13 protein-coding genes are annotated in these 17,420 nt (G+C 75.6%); 5 read left to right on the top strand and 8 right to left on the bottom strand.

The genetic code is table 11. The annotated features are described in order from the left end of the window. Window positions 1-103: 103 nt before the first annotated feature. Window positions 104-1,159 carry a patatin family protein gene (locus HUT16_RS05440; protein WP_176185975.1) on the top strand — a complete coding sequence of 352 codons (1,056 nt, stop codon included), beginning with the start codon at window positions 104-106 and terminating at the stop codon, window positions 1,157-1,159. A gap of 528 nt (window positions 1,160-1,687) precedes the next feature. Here HUT16_RS05440 and HUT16_RS05435 read toward each other — a convergent pair. Both HUT16_RS05435 and HUT16_RS37915 read right to left on the bottom strand, forming a co-directional pair. After that, window positions 1,688-2,212 carry a hypothetical protein gene (locus HUT16_RS05435; RefSeq protein ID WP_176185973.1) on the bottom strand — a complete coding sequence of 175 codons (525 nt, stop codon included), beginning with the start codon at window positions 2,210-2,212 and terminating at the stop codon, window positions 1,688-1,690. A gap of 199 nt (window positions 2,213-2,411) precedes the next feature. Beyond that, window positions 2,412-4,106 (bottom strand): hypothetical protein, encoded by a 1,695-nt coding sequence (locus HUT16_RS37915; protein WP_176185971.1) that lies wholly within the window; start codon window positions 4,104-4,106, stop codon window positions 2,412-2,414. A 254-nt stretch (window positions 4,107-4,360) separates the two neighbouring features. Here HUT16_RS37915 and HUT16_RS05425 point away from each other — a divergent pair, with 254 nt between their 5' ends. Next, on the top strand, window positions 4,361-5,098 hold the full coding sequence (locus HUT16_RS05425) for a DUF6348 family protein (RefSeq protein ID WP_176185969.1): 738 nt from the start codon (window positions 4,361-4,363) through the stop codon (window positions 5,096-5,098). A gap of 70 nt (window positions 5,099-5,168) precedes the next feature. Here HUT16_RS05425 and HUT16_RS05420 read toward each other — a convergent pair whose 3' ends face one another. From HUT16_RS05420 to HUT16_RS05405, 4 genes are all read right to left on the bottom strand, one after another. Then, complete coding sequence (locus HUT16_RS05420; RefSeq protein ID WP_176185967.1) at window positions 5,169-6,059, bottom strand: LamG domain-containing protein; 891 nt, start codon at window positions 6,057-6,059, stop codon at window positions 5,169-5,171. A 339-nt stretch (window positions 6,060-6,398) separates the two neighbouring features. After that, complete coding sequence (locus HUT16_RS05415) at window positions 6,399-6,887, bottom strand: NUDIX hydrolase (RefSeq protein ID WP_176185965.1); 489 nt, start codon at window positions 6,885-6,887, stop codon at window positions 6,399-6,401. Continuing rightward, complete coding sequence (locus HUT16_RS05410; protein WP_176185963.1) at window positions 6,884-8,383, bottom strand: SDR family NAD(P)-dependent oxidoreductase; 1,500 nt, start codon at window positions 8,381-8,383, stop codon at window positions 6,884-6,886. The genes HUT16_RS05415 and HUT16_RS05410 overlap by 4 nt, the downstream gene beginning before the upstream one ends. Before the next feature lie 116 nt (window positions 8,384-8,499). Beyond that, window positions 8,500-9,489 carry an AEC family transporter gene (locus HUT16_RS05405; RefSeq protein WP_176185961.1) on the bottom strand — a complete coding sequence of 330 codons (990 nt, stop codon included), beginning with the start codon at window positions 9,487-9,489 and terminating at the stop codon, window positions 8,500-8,502. A gap of 737 nt (window positions 9,490-10,226) precedes the next feature. Here HUT16_RS05405 and HUT16_RS05400 point away from each other — a divergent pair. From HUT16_RS05400 to HUT16_RS05390, 3 genes are all read left to right on the top strand, one after another. After that, window positions 10,227-11,057: a transglycosylase SLT domain-containing protein gene (locus HUT16_RS05400; RefSeq protein WP_176185960.1), complete on the top strand. Its 831-nt coding sequence runs from the start codon at window positions 10,227-10,229 to the stop codon at window positions 11,055-11,057. A 203-nt stretch (window positions 11,058-11,260) separates the two neighbouring features. Further along, the gene (locus HUT16_RS05395; RefSeq protein WP_176185958.1) at window positions 11,261-12,679 is read left to right on the top strand and encodes a serine/threonine protein kinase; all 1,419 of its coding nucleotides are present in this window, start codon (window positions 11,261-11,263) and stop codon (window positions 12,677-12,679) included. Window positions 12,680-12,853: 174 nt separating this feature from the next. Then, window positions 12,854-14,293, top strand: a complete 1,440-nt coding sequence (locus HUT16_RS05390; RefSeq protein ID WP_176185956.1) for a GuaB1 family IMP dehydrogenase-related protein — start codon at window positions 12,854-12,856, stop codon at window positions 14,291-14,293. Between the two features lie 24 nt (window positions 14,294-14,317). On the opposite strand, the gene HUT16_RS05385 is transcribed toward HUT16_RS05390, so the two are convergent. Together HUT16_RS05385 and HUT16_RS05380 are read right to left on the bottom strand one after the other, a co-directional pair. Continuing rightward, entirely contained in the window at window positions 14,318-15,742 is a 1,425-nt protein-coding gene (locus HUT16_RS05385) for a hypothetical protein (RefSeq protein ID WP_176185954.1), read from the bottom strand. Window positions 15,743-15,839: 97 nt separating this feature from the next. Next, window positions 15,840-17,414: a long-chain fatty acid--CoA ligase gene (locus tag HUT16_RS05380; protein ID WP_176185952.1), complete on the bottom strand. Its 1,575-nt coding sequence runs from the start codon at window positions 17,412-17,414 to the stop codon at window positions 15,840-15,842. Window positions 17,415-17,420 lie beyond the last annotated feature (6 nt).

Below are 17,420 nucleotides of genomic sequence, written 5' to 3'. Positions count from 1 at the left end.
GACGGCGCACCGGGTTCGTGTGCGACACTTCTGGGCGTTCCGGACGCACCGCCCGACCCCCCGGCGGTGACGCGCGACCGGGGGACGAGCAGGGGAGCAGGGCGTGGACCAGCAGGACTTCGAGGCCCCGGGCGCGCGCAGCCGCGTCCTGGCCGCCCTCGCCGAACGGCGGCGCACCGGCAGCCGCCCCGGCCGACGCACCGACGGCCTGCGGATCGCCCTCGCCGTCGAGGGCGGCGGCATGCGCGGCATCATCTCCGGCGGCATGGCGCTCGCCCTGCACGAGGCCGGGCTCACCGGCGCGTTCGACGCCGTCTACGGCGCCTCCGCCGGTGCGCTCACCGGGGCGTGGCTGCTCAGCGGCGACGCCGGACAGCTCGCCGGCTGGGCCGACGCCGAGTACGCCAGGGCGATGGTCCGCCCCGGCAACCCGCTGCGCGGCCGCCCCGTCGTCGACCTGCACCACCTGGTCGAGCACCTCTACGCGCACGTCGCCCGGATGGACTTCGACGCGATCCTGGCCAACCCCACCACCCTGCACCCGCTCGCCACCCACACCGGCACCGGCCTCGCCACCGACCTCCACCCGCTGCTCACCGACCCCGCCCGGCTCCGCCTCGCCCTGCGCGCCAGCGCCGCCCTGCCGCTGCTCGCCGGGCCGCCGGTCGAACTGGCCGGCAGCCACTACTACGACGCCGGGCTCGCCGAGTCCATCCCGTTCCGCACGGCGCTCGCCCAGGGCGCCACGCACGTCCTGGTGCTGCGCTCGCGCGGCTCGGGGACGGGGGCTGGGGCTGGGGCTGGGGCTGGGGCTGGAACGAGGATTGGGACGGGGGTCGGTGGAGCGGCGGTGGTGGCCGGGCCCTCGCGCGGCTCCCGGATGATCGCCCGGACGGTGCTGCGCCGCTACCCCGCGCCGCTGCGCGACTCCTACCTGGGGCGGGCCGAACGGCTGCGCGCGGACGAGGAGTTGCTCGGCCGCCACGACCTCGATCCGCCCGCGGACGGGCCCGCCGTGCTCTCCGTCCGCCCCGGCCCGGACGCCCCGAAGGTCGGGCGGCTGGCCCGGGACAGCGTGCTGCTGCGGGCCGCGCTGGAGGCCGGGCAGGCGGCGATGGACGAGGTGATCGCCCGACTGCCCCGCCCCCGGCTGCCCTGACCCCGGCCATCCCGGCGTCGGTGCCCCCGGCTTTGGCGGCCCGGGCCTCTTCCAGGCTGCGATGCCCCGGCTTTGGCGGTCCTGGCTCCGGCCGCTCCGGCGTCGGCGCCCCGCCCGGCCCGGACGCCCCGAAGGTCGGGCGGCTGGCCCGGGACAGCGTGCTGCTGCGGGCTGCGCTGGAGGCCGGGCGGGCGGCGATGGACGAGGTGATCGCCCGACTGCCCCAACCCCGGCCATCCCGGCGTCGGTGCCCCGACCTTGGCTGCCCTGATCCCGGCCTCCGGCGTCGGTGCCCCTGCTCCGGTAGTCCTGGCTCCGGCGGTCCGGGCTCCAGACGCCCCGGCGTCGGCGCCCCCGGCTTCGGTCGCCCCGGTTCCAGCGGCCCCTACTCCGGCTCCCTGGCCCTGGCCGTCCCGGCTGCGGCGGTCCGGGCTCCGGACGCCCGGGCCCCGGCCGTCCCGGCGTCGGTGGTCCTGGCTCCGGCGGCCCCGGCTTCGAGGTGCGTGGCGCGTGGTGGGTGCGTTCGGGTCAGCCGGCTCGGCGGAGTAGGATGCCGCGGCTGCCCGGGGCGAGGGTGCGGTGGGCGGGGTGCGGGGCGGCGAGGTCGATCTCCTCGACCAGGAGCCAGCCCTGTTGTGCGGACAGCCACGGGCGCAGCCGCCCGTCCAGTGCGGACGGGGCCAGGGCGACGAAGAGCAGGTCGGTGGGGAGGGCGTGCAGCAGTTCCAGGTCCTGGCCGGCCTGCAGGGTGTCGATCAGCAGCACCGCGCCGAAGCGGCGGCGCACCGGGGGCGGGGCGGCGAGGTCGGCCCCGCTCAGCCGTAGCCTGGCCCGGCCGCGCAGCCGGTTCCACAGGCGGGCCCGCAGGGCCGGGTCGGGCTCGGCGGCGTGCACGGTGTACCCGGCGCGCAGCAGTCGTCCGGTCAGGGCGCCTTCGCCGGCGCCGAGTTCGGCCAGTGCTCCGCTGCCGGGCGGCCGGTGGCGGCTGACCCAGGCGGCGGTGGCGTCCAAGCGCTCGGCCTCGTACTCGGGGGCCAGCAGGGTCTCGGCCACGGCCACGTCCCGTCGCAGGTGTCCAAACGGCCGCGAGCGCGAACCGTTACGACCCTAGCCACCTGTTTCGTTCGTGGTCCATACCACCACCCGGAAAAGTTTACGGTTCACGGTCAATTCACAGAGTGGGGGCGGCCGGTGGAAGCACCTCGCCCCCGGCCGGGCGGCCGGGGGCGAGGGGTGGCGGCGGGCGCCGGGGTCACTCCGCGGCTTCGAAGCCGTTCACGCCGTCGATGTCCTCGATCTGGTCGAGGTCCAGGTCGAAGTCGTCGTCGTAGCGGTCGTCGTGGTGGCCGTGCTCGTCGGACGGGGACTGGCGGTGCGGGGAGACCCGGCCGAGCTGGAGGGCCGGGTACATCGCGGTCGGGTCGTCGCCGATCAGGCCGCTGCCGCTCTGGCCGTCGTCGACCGGGTTCTCGCCGGTGGCGGCGCGGCCGCCGCGCCGCTGGGAGCCGCGCAGGCCCGAGCCGCCGACCGGGCCGTAGCCGCCGCCGTGGGCCATCGCCATGCCGCCCATCATGCCGCCCGGGGGCACCGAGCGGTTGACCGAGTTGGTCGCGGTGGAGGGCGAGGATCCGCCGGAGCCGGAGCCGGAGCCGGAACCGCCGGCGCCCTCGGCGGACTTCTGGGTCTCGATCCGGGTGCTGCTCCGGGAGCCGCCGGTGCCGCCGCTGCTGCCGGTCGGCACGCCGAGCCGGGTGGAGAAGCCGACGCCGCCGGCCTGGCCGCCCGGGCCGCCGGTGCCACCGCCGCCGGACCCGGAGCCCGAACCCGAGCCCGAGCCCGAGCCCGAGCCGCCGGACCCGCCGCCGTGCGAACCACCGGGCAGGATCGGGTCCTTGAGGCCGAGCGTGTTGACGCCCGCGCCGCCGCCGGACCCGCCGCCGGACCCGCCGCCCAGCCGGGAGCCGATCGGGCCGAGCTTGGGCATCAGCGAGGCGAACGAGGCCAGCCCGGCGTCCCCGCCGCCCAGCCGCGGGCTGCTCGACGAGGCCGAGGAGAGCGTGCCGGTGGACGGCGCGTTGGGGCTGAGCGGGTTGGCGGCGAAGGAGGTGAGGCTGTTCAGCGCGGTGCGGTTGCTGTCCTCGTTCTCGTTGAGGTTGCCCGCGAGCTTGTCCATCTTGTCGGCGGTGTCGCGGAACGAGGCGAGGATCCGCTTGAGCACGTCCTCGGCGATGGTCTGCAGCACCTTCTCGGCCGCCTCGATCACCAACTTGCCGAACTTGTCGCCGGATTCGCCCATCTTCAGGCTCTGCACGATCCGCTTGAAGTTGAGGCCGTGCGACTCGATGTCGTCCGCGCCGTGGCGCAGGCCGGCCGCGCACTCGGCGAGCTGGGCGAGGTCGATGGAGAAGCCCTGGCCGTTGGAGTTGCTGGCCGGGGTGGGCGCGATCTTCTGCGCCGCCTTCACGATCATGTCCTCGATCGGCCGGGCGATGGTCTGCGCGAGCTTGCTGACCGCCGCCTCCAGCAGCTGGTTCATGATCTCGCGGCCCAGCCGCAGCACCGCCGCCGCGCTCCACGGGCCGGTGGACGAGGCCGCCGCCAACTGGGCCTGAATTGAGAAGAGTTGGGTGATCGACTGGGTCTTGGCCAGCTCGACCACCACGGCCGCGGCGCGCAGCACCTTGGCCACCGTGTGGCAGATCTCGGTGACCGACTTGGAGTACTTGGTGATGGTGCTCCACAGCTCGGACAGCCGGTCCGCCGAGTCGCCCTGGTAGACCTCGTGCAGCAGGGCGAGCGCCTTGTCCGCCGTCATCTGGGCGCTGTCCAGCGCCCCGGCGAACTTCTCCAGTTGGTCGGCCAGTTGGTTGAGCTCGTCCTCGTTGGCCCCCGGGAAGCGCACCCCGAGCAAGCCGATGAGGTGGTTGAGCCCCGCTGGTATTTGCACCGCCATTGCCGCCCCCCAGCTGCCGTCCGCGGTAAGTCCCTGTAAGTCCCTGGTCGCGCAGTGCGACGATACACATAGCGACCGTCATCGACCACCTGGCGGACCTCCGCGCGACCACATTGTGGGTGAACCTGCACGGCGTTACGGTGTGCGCCATGGCATGGGGATCATGGTGGCGCGGCCGGTCCGCGACCGGCGCGGACGCGCCCGGCAGGAGTGCGCAACGGCCTTCCGCACAGGCGGTGTTGGGTGCGGTGGCGGACGAACTGTCCGCGCTGCACGGGGAACGGTGGCAGGTCGAGGGCGAAGAGGTGCGCGGGCCCGGCGCGTTGGCGGTGCGGCTGGGCGAACCGCCGGACGGCGACCCGCACCGGCTGGACCTGGTGTTCCTGGTCGACCGGGACCGCCCGGAGACCGCCGTCCCGGACCGGATCACCGGCGTCGACGGCGGTGGCAGCGGCGGCAGTGGTGACGGCGTCGGTGACGGCAGCGGGGACGGCGACCGGGATCCGGTGCGCCGGGGCGTCGAGGTGTGGGCGTCCACCGCGGGCGCCGCGCTGATCGAACTCGTCGCCCACAACGGCAGGTTCGCCGGTCACCTGGACCCGTCCGACCCGGACGGCATGCCCGGCTGGCACGCCGTCCACGGCGGCGTGGTCGGCTGGGGCACCGGCAAGCGCTTCCACGACGTGCAGGACTGGCTGGTCCGCAACCCGGTGCTGCCCGCGCTCGCACCCGCCCTCGGCGGGGACCTCGGACGGGACCAACTCGTCGGCGTGCAGGTGTCGTTCGGCAGCGGACCGGACGGGCGGACGGCCGAGGTGCTGGTGCACGGCGAGGTGCACGCCGCCGCCTCCGCGGCGCTCGCCGCGCTGGACTGGCCGCGGGTCGCCGAGGGCGAGTCGTACGCCCGGACCTTCGTCCTGCTGGTCCGCCGGGCCGGGGCCAGGCCGCCGGCCGACGTCGGGCTCCGGGCGGCGGGGCGGGCGTAGCGCCCGCCCGCGCGAACAGCCGCCCGGCCGCCCGTTCGTACGGGCGGCCGGACGGCCGGGGCGGGGTCGGTCAGGACACCGTCGAGGTGTCGAGCTCGACGTTGTAGTCGGCGAGCTGGGCGATCCTCCAGTCGCTCAGGGCGCCCTGGAAGACCCAGATGTCGTCCAACTCGCCCTCGAAGTACTCCGTCCAGGCGCCGCCCGACCGGGCCCGGCCGATCTGGAGGCCGCCGGTGGCGTCGTACGCGGGGGCGGCGGTGTCTGAGGTGGAGACGTACTCGCGGCAGTCGGGGTCGCCGGGCTCGCAGACCTGGCGCTCCAGGTTGCCGTCGACGTAGAGCGTGAAGCGGCTCGCGTCGGCGTCGTAGCTGACGGCGAGGTGCGTCCAGTGCTCCATGACGGAGTACCAGTCGCTGTGGTTGACCCGGGTGGTGACGCTCCCGGTGCCGTCGGCGTCGCGCAGTTCGGCCTGCCACTCGCCGATCGGGCCCGCGACGGGGTCGGTGCGCAGGTAGTGCCAGCGGACGGTCACCGCGCTGTCGTCGGCGCCGGCGAAGGAGAAGACCGTCATGTCCTTGGTCGGGTTGCCGACCGGGTTGGCCCAGCCGGCCAGGGTGAAGCTCCGGTCGGTGTGCAGCGGCAGACCGGTGGCCTCCGCGTAGCCGTCGACGCCGTCCAGCCGCATGATGCCGGGGGCCGGGATCAGGTGCTCGGTGCCGTCGATCTCGGCCCCGCCGCCGAGCCGGAGGCCCGCCCCGCTGGACCCCTCGCCGGGGCTGACCTGCGGCGTTCCGGTGGCGGTGGCGAGCTTCCAGCGGGCGACGGCCGGTATCGGCCCCTCGGTCGCCGCCGCCTGGCCGGGCAGGCTCAACCCGCCCGCGGCCACCGCCGCGAGCACCGCGACCGCCTTCCAGCCCCGTACCCGGTGCGCCCGGACCCGCCGAACCGCCGTTGCGTCCATGCCGTGCCTCGTCTCCCCTGAAGTCAGGACCGGTCAGGTCCAGTTAGGACCAGTCCGGTCCGGATCTTGGCGGGGTTCCTGAAAGGATGTCAACGAAGTTTCGGGGGCAAACGGCGGAGAACGCCGGCCGCCGGTCGGGAGCCGTCGGTGGGGTCAGGACGCGGCCAGGCCCGCCGCCGTCGCCACGGTGATCAGTAGGCACGCGCCGCCCAGCAGGACGTAGGCGATCGACCAGGTCGTGCGCAGCTTCCGGTTCCGCATCGTCCGCCCGCTCGTCATCGTCCGCCCCTCGTCGCAGTGCGCCCCCCCTCGTCGCAGTGCGCGGTAGTCGCCGGGCCGTCAGGAGGGCTGCGGGGGCGCCGGGTAGCGCCAGGTGCCGCCGGGGGCGCGGTAGGCCGGCAGCCAGGCCGACAGGACCTGTGCGGACGGGTAGAACATCGGCTCGGGGAGCGCGTCCACCGCGACGCGCTCCCAGCCGGCGCACGCGTGCGGCTCGGTCACCAGCGCCTCGGCCAGGCTCGGCGGGGCCAGCACCGCGGCCGTCACCCTGGTCCGGCCCAGCTCGTGGTCGAGCAGCACCGCCAGCACCCGCATCTCCCCGGCGGGCAGCACGATGCCGGTCTCCTCGGCCAACTCCCGGGCGGCCGCCGCCTCGAAGGACTCCCCGGGGTGGTCCACCTTGCCGCCCGGCAGGCTCCAGGTCGGCTGCTCACCGGCGGTGGTGCGCCGCCCGATCAGCACCCGCCCGTCCCCGGTCGGCACGATCACGCCCGCGCCGACCAGCGGCGGCACCGGGTGCACCCCGGAGGGGAGTCGGGAGTCCGTCACCACTTGCCCTTCTGGTAGTCCTTCAGGAAGCAGCCGTACAGGTCCTCGCCCAGCTCGCCGCGGACGATCGGGTCGTACACCCGGGCCGCGCCGTCCACCAGGTCGAGCGGGGCGTGGAAGCCCTCCTCGTGCAGGCGCATCTTCTCCGGGTGCGGGCGCTCGTCGGTGATCCAGCCGGTGTCCACCGCGGTCATCAGGATGCCGTCGGTGTCGAACATCTCCTGCGCGCTGGTGCGGGTCAGCATGTTCAGCGCGGCCTTGGCCATGTTGGTGTGCGGGTGGCCCGAGCCCTTGTAGCCGCGCTCGAAGACGCCCTCCATCGCCGAGACGTTGACCACGTACTTGCGGCGCGCCGAGGACGCGGCGAGCGCCGGGCGCAGCTGCGAGATCAGGATGAACGGGGCGGTGGAGTTGCACAGTTGCACCTCCAGCAGCTCGATCGGGCCGACCTCGGAGACGGTCTGCACCCAGCTGTTGGTGGGCGCCAGGTCCGGCACCAGGCCGCCCGCGTCGATCGCGGTGCCCGCCGCGATCCGCTCCGGCGAGGCCGAGCCCGTCACCAGTGCCAGCGCGGTGACCTCCTCGGCGCTCACCGCGGGCCGCTCGCCGCGGCTCTGCCCCGGCAGCGCGGGCACGTCCACCGCGCCCGAGCCGAACCGGCCGATCACCGTGGAGGCGGGCAGCGCCCCGGCGGGCAGCGGCGCCGACTCGGCCGCCACCAGCTCGCGGTACGCCTCGGGGGAGCGGCGCACGGTCTGCGCCGCGTTGTTGATCAGGATGTCCAGCGGGCCGTCCGCGGCGACCTCGTCCGCCAGCGCCATCACCTGCGCCGGGTCGCGCAGGTCGATGCCGACGACCTTGAGGCGGTGGATCCACTCGGCGCTGTCCGGCATCGCGGTGAAGCGGCGGATCGCGTCGTTCGGGAAGCGGGTGGTGATGGTGGTGTGCGCGCCGTCGCGCAGCAGGCACAGCGCGATGTACATGCCGATCTTGGCGCGGCCGCCGGTCAGCAGCGCGCGCTTGCCGGTCAGGTCGGCCCGGGCGTGCCGGCGCGAGCGGTTCAGCGCCGCGCAGTCGCGGCACAGCTGGTGGTAGAAGGCGTCCACCTCGACGTACCGCTGCTTGCAGGTGTAGCAGGAGCGCGGACGCTCCAGGATGCCGGCCAGCTCGGTGGTGGTCTCGGTGCTCAGCCCGAAGGCGCCCGCCGTCTCGTCGTCGATCCGGCCCGGCGCGCCGGTCGCGGTCTTCGCGGTCACCGCCCGGTCGTTCGCGGTCTTGCGGGCCCGGGTCTCCTGCCGGCGGCGCTGCTTGAGGGTGCGGAACAGGCCACCCACCGCCAGCCGGACCCGGATCGCGTCCGGGTGGTCGACGTGGATCTCGTCCAGCTCGGCGAGCACGCTCAGGCACAGCTCCAGGCGTTCGGGGTCGATGCCCTTGCCGTAGTCGGTGTCGTCCTCGACCGGGGCGCTGCCCGGGCCGCTCTGCTGGTTCGTCACTGCCGATGCTTCCTCGTCGCCCCATCCGTACCGCCGAACTCTACGGGAGCGGCCCCCGCCGGGGCGAAGCCTGTGACCTGCCGCACTCCCCGGGCGGTCGGCCCGGCCGTTCGGGCTCAACCGCCGCCCAGTGACCAGGCGGCGACCGACAGCGTCAGCATCGACAGCACCGTCGAGACCAGCACCGCCGAGCGGGCCAGCACCGGCGCCGCCCCGTACAGCCGCGCGTACACGTACACGTTCTGCGCGGTCGGCAGCGCCGACAGCAGCACCGCCGCCCGCAGCTGCGGGCCCGGCAGGTGCAGCAGCAGGGCGCCGGCGGCCAGCGCGGCCAGCGGCTGCCCGACCGCCTTGACCAGCACCGCGACGGCCAGCTCGCCCCGCTCGGGGCGCTGCGGCGCGATGCCGCGCGGGGTGCCGGGCGCGATGCCGGGCGGGGTGCCGGACGGGGTGCCGAGCGGGGTGTGCAGCGACAGGCCGAGGGTGACCAGCGCGGCCGGGACGGCGGCCGCGCCCAGCAGGTCCGCCGAGTGCGCCAGCGGGCCGGGCAGCTGCCAGTCCGCTGCCGAGAACAGCGCACCCAGGCCCGCGCCGAGGATCACCGGGTTGCGCAGCGGCAGCAGCGCCAGCCGCCGCAGCCGCTCGCCGGGGGAGGGCGGGGCGGCGCCGGTGGTGGCGTCCAGCACGGCCAGCACCACCGGGGTGACCAGCAGCACCTGGAACAGCAGCACCGGCGCGACGAACGAGGCGTCGCCGAGCACCTGCGCGGCGACCGGGATGCCGAGGTTGCCCGAGTTCACGTAGCCCGCCGCCATCACCGCGACCGTCCGCTCGGCGGCGGTGCGGCCCGTCCGCCGCCCGGCCAGCAGGCCCAGCAGGGACGCGACCGCCGTCCCGGCGACGAACGCCAGCACCCAGGTGTCGGCGAAGGACGCCAGGTCGGTGCGCGCCACCACGGTGAACAGCGCGGCGGGCATCGCCACGTGGAAGACGAACCGGCTGAGCACCCCCTCCGCGTCCGCCCCCAGCAGCCCCGTCCGCCCGGCCAGCCACCCGACCGCCGTCAGCACCCAGATCGGCGCGAACGCCGCGACCAACGCCCCCACCCCGGCCTCCCGCCCTCCGCCCCCTGCCTCCCGCCGCCCGCGGCCCGTCCTCCGCCGCCCCGGCCCGCCGCCCGGCGTTCGGCGGTAGCCGCAGTCAACCAGGTGGGCCCGAACGGACGGTCGGCGGTCCCCCTCGGGGCGGGACGGGCGGGGGGACTGACGGGGCGTGAGCCGGGTCACGGGAGGCGAGTGAGCCGGGTCACGGGCGGGGCGGTCCGGGTGGCCGGGCGGCTGCGGTGCGTGGTCGGGGGGAGAGCGGCGTCACAGCGGCCGGCGGTGGCCGGGGTCACACGGCCGCGACGGCCCGGAGGGCGGCCGAGGGGCCCGGAGCCCTTGGCAGCACTGGCCCCGGCCCCAAGGGCCCCCGGGCGGGGGGAGGTTGGGCACCCCTGTGGCCTTCTTCACAGGCGGGTCGGAATACGGGGGGTCCGGAGGGGTGAATTCCCTTGCGGCGCAAGGGAAGCAGAGATGTGAAGGAGTTGTGCAGGGCTCATTTCAAGATGTTTGCCGAGCCGTTGGGGCTCCGGCAGTCTCGTGGTTGTGCCCCGAGCCGTTCCGAGTGCTCACGGGGCTGACACGGCGCAGCGGACCGCGAGACCAGCGCGGCGCACGCGTCCCCCGGTGAGCACGGAGCCGCCGGGCCGGCCGTCCCGGGCCGAGGAACCCGCACCGAGCGGGAGTCCCGCATGTCCACCCGGGCTCGGCGTGACCTGGAACGACTCTCGGAGGTACTCGACATGCGACGCATCAAGCACAACCTCGGCCGACTCCCGCAGGTGCGGATGGGCCACCACCGCATGCCCGACGCGGTGCTCGGCATCGGTCTGGCCGGCGCCATCGCCGTGGGCACCCTGCTGCCCGTCTCGCAGGCGATCGCCTCCCCGTCGTCCCACCGCGCCGACGCCGCCGCGGTCACGACCGCCGACGCCCAGGACGCCGGGCGCGACGGCGACCAGGCCGCCTCCCGCAGCGAGAACCGCGAGCCCGTCCAGCAGGACCAGCCGCAGGACCAGGGCCAGCAGGACCAGGCCCAGCAGGACCAGCAGGCCGAGCAGGACAAGCAGGCGGCCGAGCAGAAGGCCGAGCAGGACAAGCAGGCCGCGGAGCAGAAGGCCGAGCAGGACAAGCAGGCGGCCGAGCAGAAGGCCCAGCAGGAGAAGCAGGCCGCCGAGGAGCAGGCGAAGGCCGAGCAGGCCGCCGCCCCCGCGAAGAAGACCTACCCGAACAACCTGGACGGCTGGATCGAGGAGGCCCGCGACGTGCTGGCCGCCAACGGCAAGCACGTGCCGTCCGCGCGGGCGATGCACGCCGCGGCGATCGCCGAGTCCGGCGGCAACCCGAACGCCCAGAACAACTGGGACTCGAACGCCAAGAAGGGCACCCCGTCGATCGGCCTGACCCAGGTGATCATGCCGACCTTCAAGGTGTACGCGCTGCCCGGCCACACGGACATCCGCAACCCCGTCGACAACCTGATCGCCAGCTCGCGCTACTGCGACGCCCGCTACGGCAACATGGACAACATGGCCGCCGCCCGCGGCTACGGCTCCCACTGGCGCGGCTACTAAGCAGCCCGGCACCCGGAACCGCCCGCTCGGCCCCCTCGGCACACCCGTGCCGCAGGGGGCCGCGGCGCGTCCGGGCCCGGCGCCCCGCCTTGTCGCCCCCCGCCCGGCCGCCCGCCGCCCGGCCCTTGCCGCGCGGCCCGGTGGTCCGGAACGCTGGGGCTCCGGGGCCGACGGCCGCCCCCGGGGACAGGAGGGGGGAGCCGATGCGCGGGCGCGTGTTCGCCGGACGCTACGAGCTGGCCGAGATCGTCGGTCGCGGCGGCATGGGGGAGGTCTGGCGGGCCCACGACCGCCGGCTCGGCCGGACGGTCGCCCTCAAACTGCTCGCCGCCGGGCTCGCCGCCGACCCGCGGTCCGCCGTCCGGTTCCGCCGCGAGGCCGAGGCGGTGTCCGCCCTCACCCACCCCGGCATCGCGGCGCTGTACGACGCCGACGTGGAGGCGGACCGGCCGGGCGAGGTGCCGTTCCTGGTGATGGAGTACGTCGACGGCCGTTCCCTGGAGAGCTGGCTGCGCGAGGGCCCGTTCGACCCGTACCGGGCCGCCGCGATCGTCGACGCGGTCGCCGAGGCCCTGGCGTACTGCCACGGGCGCGGACTGGTCCACCGCGACATCAAGCCGTCCAACGTGATGCTGACCCACGACGGCGCGGTCAAGGTGCTCGACTTCGGCATCGCCAAGGACGGCGCCGACGCCGTGCTGACCGAGCCCGGCATCGGCGTCGGCACCCGGGGCTACGCGGCCCCCGAGCAGTGCGCGGGCCGGCCCGAGCCCCGCTCGGACCAGTACGCGCTCGGCTGCCTCTTCCACCTGCTGCTCACCGGCCGCCTCCCGGTCGACGCCCACGTCCTGCGGCTGCCGGAGCGGGTGCTGCCCGGGCCGTCCCTGCTCCGGCCCCAACTCCCGGCGGTCTTCGACGGGACGGTGCTCCGGGCGATCGCCTACCGGGCCGAGGACCGGTTCCCCTCGATCGACCACTTCCGGGCGGCGCTGGCCCGGGCGGTCGCCGGACGCCCGGGGCCCGCGCCGGAGCCAGTGCCCGAGCCGGTTCCCGAGTCGACGCCGGTTCCCGAGCCGACGCCGGTTCCCGAGCCGACGCCGGTTCCCGAACCGGAGCCGGAGCCGGAGCCGACCGTCGTCGACGGGACGGCCGCGGCCGAGGGGAGCCGGGACCTGCGGCGGGCGGAGGACGGCGTCCCGCCGCGCGGCCCGTTCCTGCTGATCCTCCGGGACTGCGGCCTCGCCCTGGAGGTGGACGCCGAGGCGGGCCCCGGCTCCCGCCCCTACCTCGGCCGGGTCGACGGCAACCCGCGCCAGTGGTGGCACCTGCGCCCCGTCGGGGAGGACGGCGAGGTCGTGATCGCCTCTGCCGCGGGCGGCCTGGTGCTGGACGCCGCCCTGGACACCGACGACCGCCGGATCTGCCTCTGGCCCGAGCACGGCGAGCCCTGGCAGCGCTGGCGGCTGCCGCCGGCCCCGGACGGGCGGGGGCGCCTCCTGCGGGAGTCCCACCGCGGCGAGTACGCCGTCTGCTCCGGGGCCGCCGTCCCCGGCTGGCTGCCCTGGTTCGCCCCCGAGCCCGGCGCCGGGCTGCACTGGCTGCTGACCGGCCCGCAGCACTGAGTTCGGAGGATCGTACAAGCGGGTTCCGGAATCCGGGTGCACCGGTTGTGGTGATCTTCAGGATTCCGGCGTGGGCTGGCTCGGAACGGGGGATTGAACGAGAATCGAACGTTGGGTGTGTGCGGCTCGGCCGCGCCGCGCCGTAACGTTTCTCCCCAGCCAGAGAGCCCCTTCATGCGCTTCCTGAACGACCTCAAGCCCGCGTACGACTTGACGTACGACGACGTCTTCATGGTCCCCAGCCGTTCCGCGGTGGGCTCCCGGCAGGGTGTCGATCTGTCCTCCAACGACGGGACGGGCACCACCATCCCGCTGGTGGTGGCGAACATGACCGCCATCGCCGGACGGCGGATGGCGGAGACGGTGGCCCGGCGCGGCGGACTGGTCGCGATCCCGCAGGACATCCCGATCGAGGTCGTCTCCGAGGTGATCGGCTGGGTCAAGCAGCGCCACCTGGTGCACGACACCGCGCTGACCCTCAGCCCGGGCGACACCGTCGCCGACGCGCTGTCGCTGCTGCCCAAGCGGGCGCACGGCGCGCTGGTCGTGGTCGAGGGCGGCAAGCCCGTCGGCGTGGTCACCGAGGGCGACTGCCAGGGCGTGGACCGGTTCACCAGCCTGTCCGAGGTGATGTCGCGCGACCTGCTGCTGCTCGACGAGGGCATCGACCCGCGCACCGCCTTCGACCGCCTCAACGAGGCGCACCGCAAGCTCGCCCCGGTGGTCGCCGCCGACGGCACCCTGGTCGGCCTCCTGACCCGGAAGAACGCGCTGCGCGCCACCCTCTACACCCCCGCCGTCGACGCGCGCGGCAGTCTGCGGATCGCCGCCACCGTCGGCATCAACGGCGACGTGGCCGGCCGCGCCAAGTCGCTGCTGGAGGCCGGCGCCGACGTGCTGGTGGTGGACACCGCGCACGGCCACCAGGAGTCGATGATCAGCGCGCTGCGCGCGGTGCGCGGCCTCGACCCGCAGGTGCCGATCGTCGCGGGCAACGTGGTCTCCGCCGACGGCGTGCGCGACCTGGTCGAGGCGGGCGCGGACATCCTCAAGGTCGGCGTCGGCCCCGGCGCGATGTGCACCACCCGGATGATGACCGGCGTCGGCCGCCCGCAGTTCTCCGCCGTGCTGGAGTGCGCCGCCGAGGCGCGCCGCCTCGGCAAGCACGTCTGGGCCGACGGCGGCGTCCGCCACCCGCGCGACGTGGCGATGGCGCTGGCCGCCGGCGCCTCCAACGTGATGGTCGGCTCCTGGTTCGCGGGCACCCTGGAGTCGCCCGGCGACCTCCAGACCACCGCCGACGGCCGCCAGTACAAGGAGAGCTTCGGCATGGCCTCGGCCCGCGCCGTGCGCAACCGCACCTCCGACGAGTCGGCCTACGACCGGGCCCGCAAGGGCCTGTTCGAGGAGGGCATCTCCACCTCCCGGATGTTCATCGACCCGGCCCGCCCCGGCGTCGAGGACCTGATCGACTCGATCGTCGCGGGCGTCCGCTCCTCCTGCACCTACGCGGGCGCGGCCAGCCTGGAGGAGTTCCACGACAAGGCGATCGTCGGCATCCAGAGCGCGGCGGGCTACGCCGAGGGCAAGCCGCTGCACTCCAGCTGGGCCTGACACGCCGGGGGGGAAGGGGCCGGGTCAGCGGACCGGCGGGGGTTCCTGGGCGACCGTGACGGTGCTGACCGCGGTCCCGTCGGCGCAGTGCACGTGGATCCAGCCCTCCGCGAACTCGCGCAGGTCGTCCCGCTCGCCGCGTTCGCGGGGCAGCCCGAACGGGACGTCCCCGCGGGCGGGTTCGGCGGGCATCCCGTCCACGAAGGCCGCCAGGCGCTCGGCCCGGTGGCCGCGGTCGCCGACCACCACCTGCGCGACCAGGCCGCGGCGCACCGCCAGCCGCACCCCCGGCAGCGCGCGCACCCGCTCGACCAGCGGGTGCGACTCCGGGCGGCCCAGGACGTCCAGGAACAGGGTGAACTCGCCGGAGCGCCAGCGGTACGGGTCGCGCGCGACGCTCACCCCGCGCGGCACCGCCGTCACCGTGACCGGCGCCGCCCCCGGGCGCGCGGAGTCGAACTCGGGGCCGTAGGCGACCAGCAGGTCGCGGGAGCCGTAGCGGTGCAGGTCGGTGCCCGCGTGGGTCGCCGACGGCGCGCCGAGCACCCGGTGCACCTCGGTCCGGGAGCCGGGGAGCAGGCCGAGCGGGCCGGGGGCGGGCAGCCGGACGCTCAGCACCCGGCCGTCCTCGACCTGCGCCTGCCCGCCGCCGTCGAACGCCAGCAGCCGCCGGGAGAGCCCGGACGAGGACGCCCAGCGCCGGTGCGCACCGCCCGCCAGCCGGGCCGCCGCCCGGAAGGCCGGGCCGCCCTCCGGCTCGCCGAGCACGGCGAGCAGCGCCCGGACCGGCCCCTCCGGGAGCCGCTGCGGGGCCGGGCGCTCCAGGGCGATGGTGGCCAGGGCGCCGTCCAGGTAGCCCAGCCGGACGCGGTCGCCCTCGACGGCGTGCACGTCGCCGCCCTCCTCGACCGGCTCGCCCAGCACCGCCCGGGCCCGGGCGCGGTCGCTGCCCGGGCCGAGACCGCCGATCAGCGCGGCGGGCCGCGGGTACGCGCCCTCGCCGGTCAGCCGGAACACCGCCCGGTCCGTCCCGGCGGCCAGCCGACGGGCGGCCGTGGCCTCGGGGCTGTCCGCCGGTGCGTCCAACGCGTCGACGTGCCACCAGAGTTCGCCCTCGAAGCGGGGCGGCAGCATCCGGTCCCGGGCCGGGTACCAGCGCTCCGGGGACCAGGACCCGCTGCCCGGGTGGAACAGCAGCAGGTCGTCGTGCCCGCCCCGCCAGCACTCGCCCTCGAACGACCCCAGCCCCTCGCCCGCCAGCGCCGCCGCGTACTGCTGCTCCGTCAGCGCGAACAGGGCGTCCGCGGAGCCGTGGCCCACCTGCTGGTCGACGCCCGCCCAGGCCCGGCCGGTCGACACCTCGACGCCGAGGCTCGGCCGCCGGACCACCTGCACGAAGCAGCTCGCGTCCGGCCTGCGGCGCTCGCCGCCCTTCCTGCGCTTCGCCATGCCCGTCCCGTCCCGTTCCGTGCCCGCCCGGTGCCGGTGCGCCGGTGGCACCCATCATCGGGGACGCTCCCGCCCGGCCCGGCACCCGCACCGGCGTTCAGCGCGGGCCGTCCGGCGGCCCGTCCGGGGCCGCGGCGCTCAGCCGGGCGACCAGCTCCCGTTTGAGCACCTTGCCGCTGGCGCCGAGCGGGAAGGCGTCGACGAACTCGACCCGGCGCGGGTACTTGTACGGGGCCATCCGCTCCCGGCTCCAGGCGACGATCTCGGCGCCGAGGGCCGGGCCCGGCGTGCTGCCGGGCCGGGCCCGCACCACCGCGCAGACCTCCTCGCCGTGCACGGGGTGGGGGAGGCCGACGACGGCGGCCTGGGCGATCGCCGGGTGGCGGGCCAGCACGTCCTCCACCTCGCGCGGGTAGACGTTGTAGCCACCGCGCAGCACCACGTCCTTCTTGCGGTCGACGACGGACAGGTAGCCCTCGTGGTCCTTGACGCCGAGGTCGCCCGAGCGGAACCAGCCGTCCACGATGGCCTCGGCGGTCGCCTCCGGCCGGTTCAGGTAGCCGGCCATCACGTTGTGGCCCCGGACGACGATCTCGCCGGTCTCGCCGGCGGGCAGCAGCTCGATCCGGTCCGCCACCTCCGCCCGGGCGATCTCGACCTCGACGCCCCAGATCGGCCGGCCCACCGTGCCGGGCCTGAGCGGCCACGCCTTCTGGTTGTAGGCCACCACGGGGGACGTCTCGGTCAGCCCGTACCCCTCCAGGACCGGGCAGCCGAACGTCTCCCGGAACGCGTCCAGGACCGCCACCGGCAGTGCGGCGCCGCCGGAGAACGCGCGGTCGAGCGCGGGTCGGCGCGGGTCGGCGCGGGCCGCGTCGAGGAGCGCCGTGTACATCGTCGGCACCCCCATGAACACGGTGCAGCCCTCCCGCACCATCAGCTCCAGCGCGCCCGGCCCGTCGAACCGCGGCATCAGCACCATGGTCGCCCCCGCCCGGAAGCAGGTGTTCATGCCGCAGATCTGGCCGAAGGCGTGGAACAGGGGCAGGCACCCGAGCAGGACGTCGTCCGGCGTGAAGTCGAACGGCGACAGCATGGTCGTGTCGACGTTCATCACCACGTTGAGGTGGGTGAGCAGGGCGCCCTTGGGCCGGCCGGTGGTGCCGGAGGTGTAGAGGACCAGCGCGACGTCCCCGGGTGCGCGCGGCACCGGGCGGTCGATCGGGGCGCTCCGCGCCGCGAGCGCGTCCAGCCGCGGCGCGGAGCACCCCCCGTCCCCTTCCGCCATGACGGTGAGCAGGGGCGTGCCGACCGCCTCCGCCGCCCGCCCGCCCTCGGCCAGCAGCGGGGCGGCGCAGATCAGCGCCGCCGCCCCGGAGTCCCGCAGGACGTACGCGATCTCGTCCGCCCGGAGCAGGGCGTGCACCGGGACCGCGACCGCGCCGAGCGCGAGCACGCCGAAGTAGGCCAGGGCGAAGTGCGGGGTGCTGGGCAGCAGCAGCGCCACCTTGTCGTCGGGGCCGATGCCCCGCGCGCGCAGCACCGCCGCGTACCTCCGCGCCCCGTCCCACAGCTCGCGGTAGGTGCTCCTCCGGGTGCCGGAGACGAGCGCCGGGTGCTCGGGCCGGCGCAGCGCGGACTCGGCGAGGATGGCCGCCACGGAGAGGGTCACGGGGCC

The organism is Kitasatospora sp. NA04385 (assembly GCF_013364235.1).
In the GTDB taxonomy this organism is placed as follows: domain Bacteria; phylum Actinomycetota; class Actinomycetes; order Streptomycetales; family Streptomycetaceae; genus Kitasatospora.
Note: the sequence above shows the minus strand (reverse complement) of the source record. Positions and strands in the feature narration are given on the sequence as shown.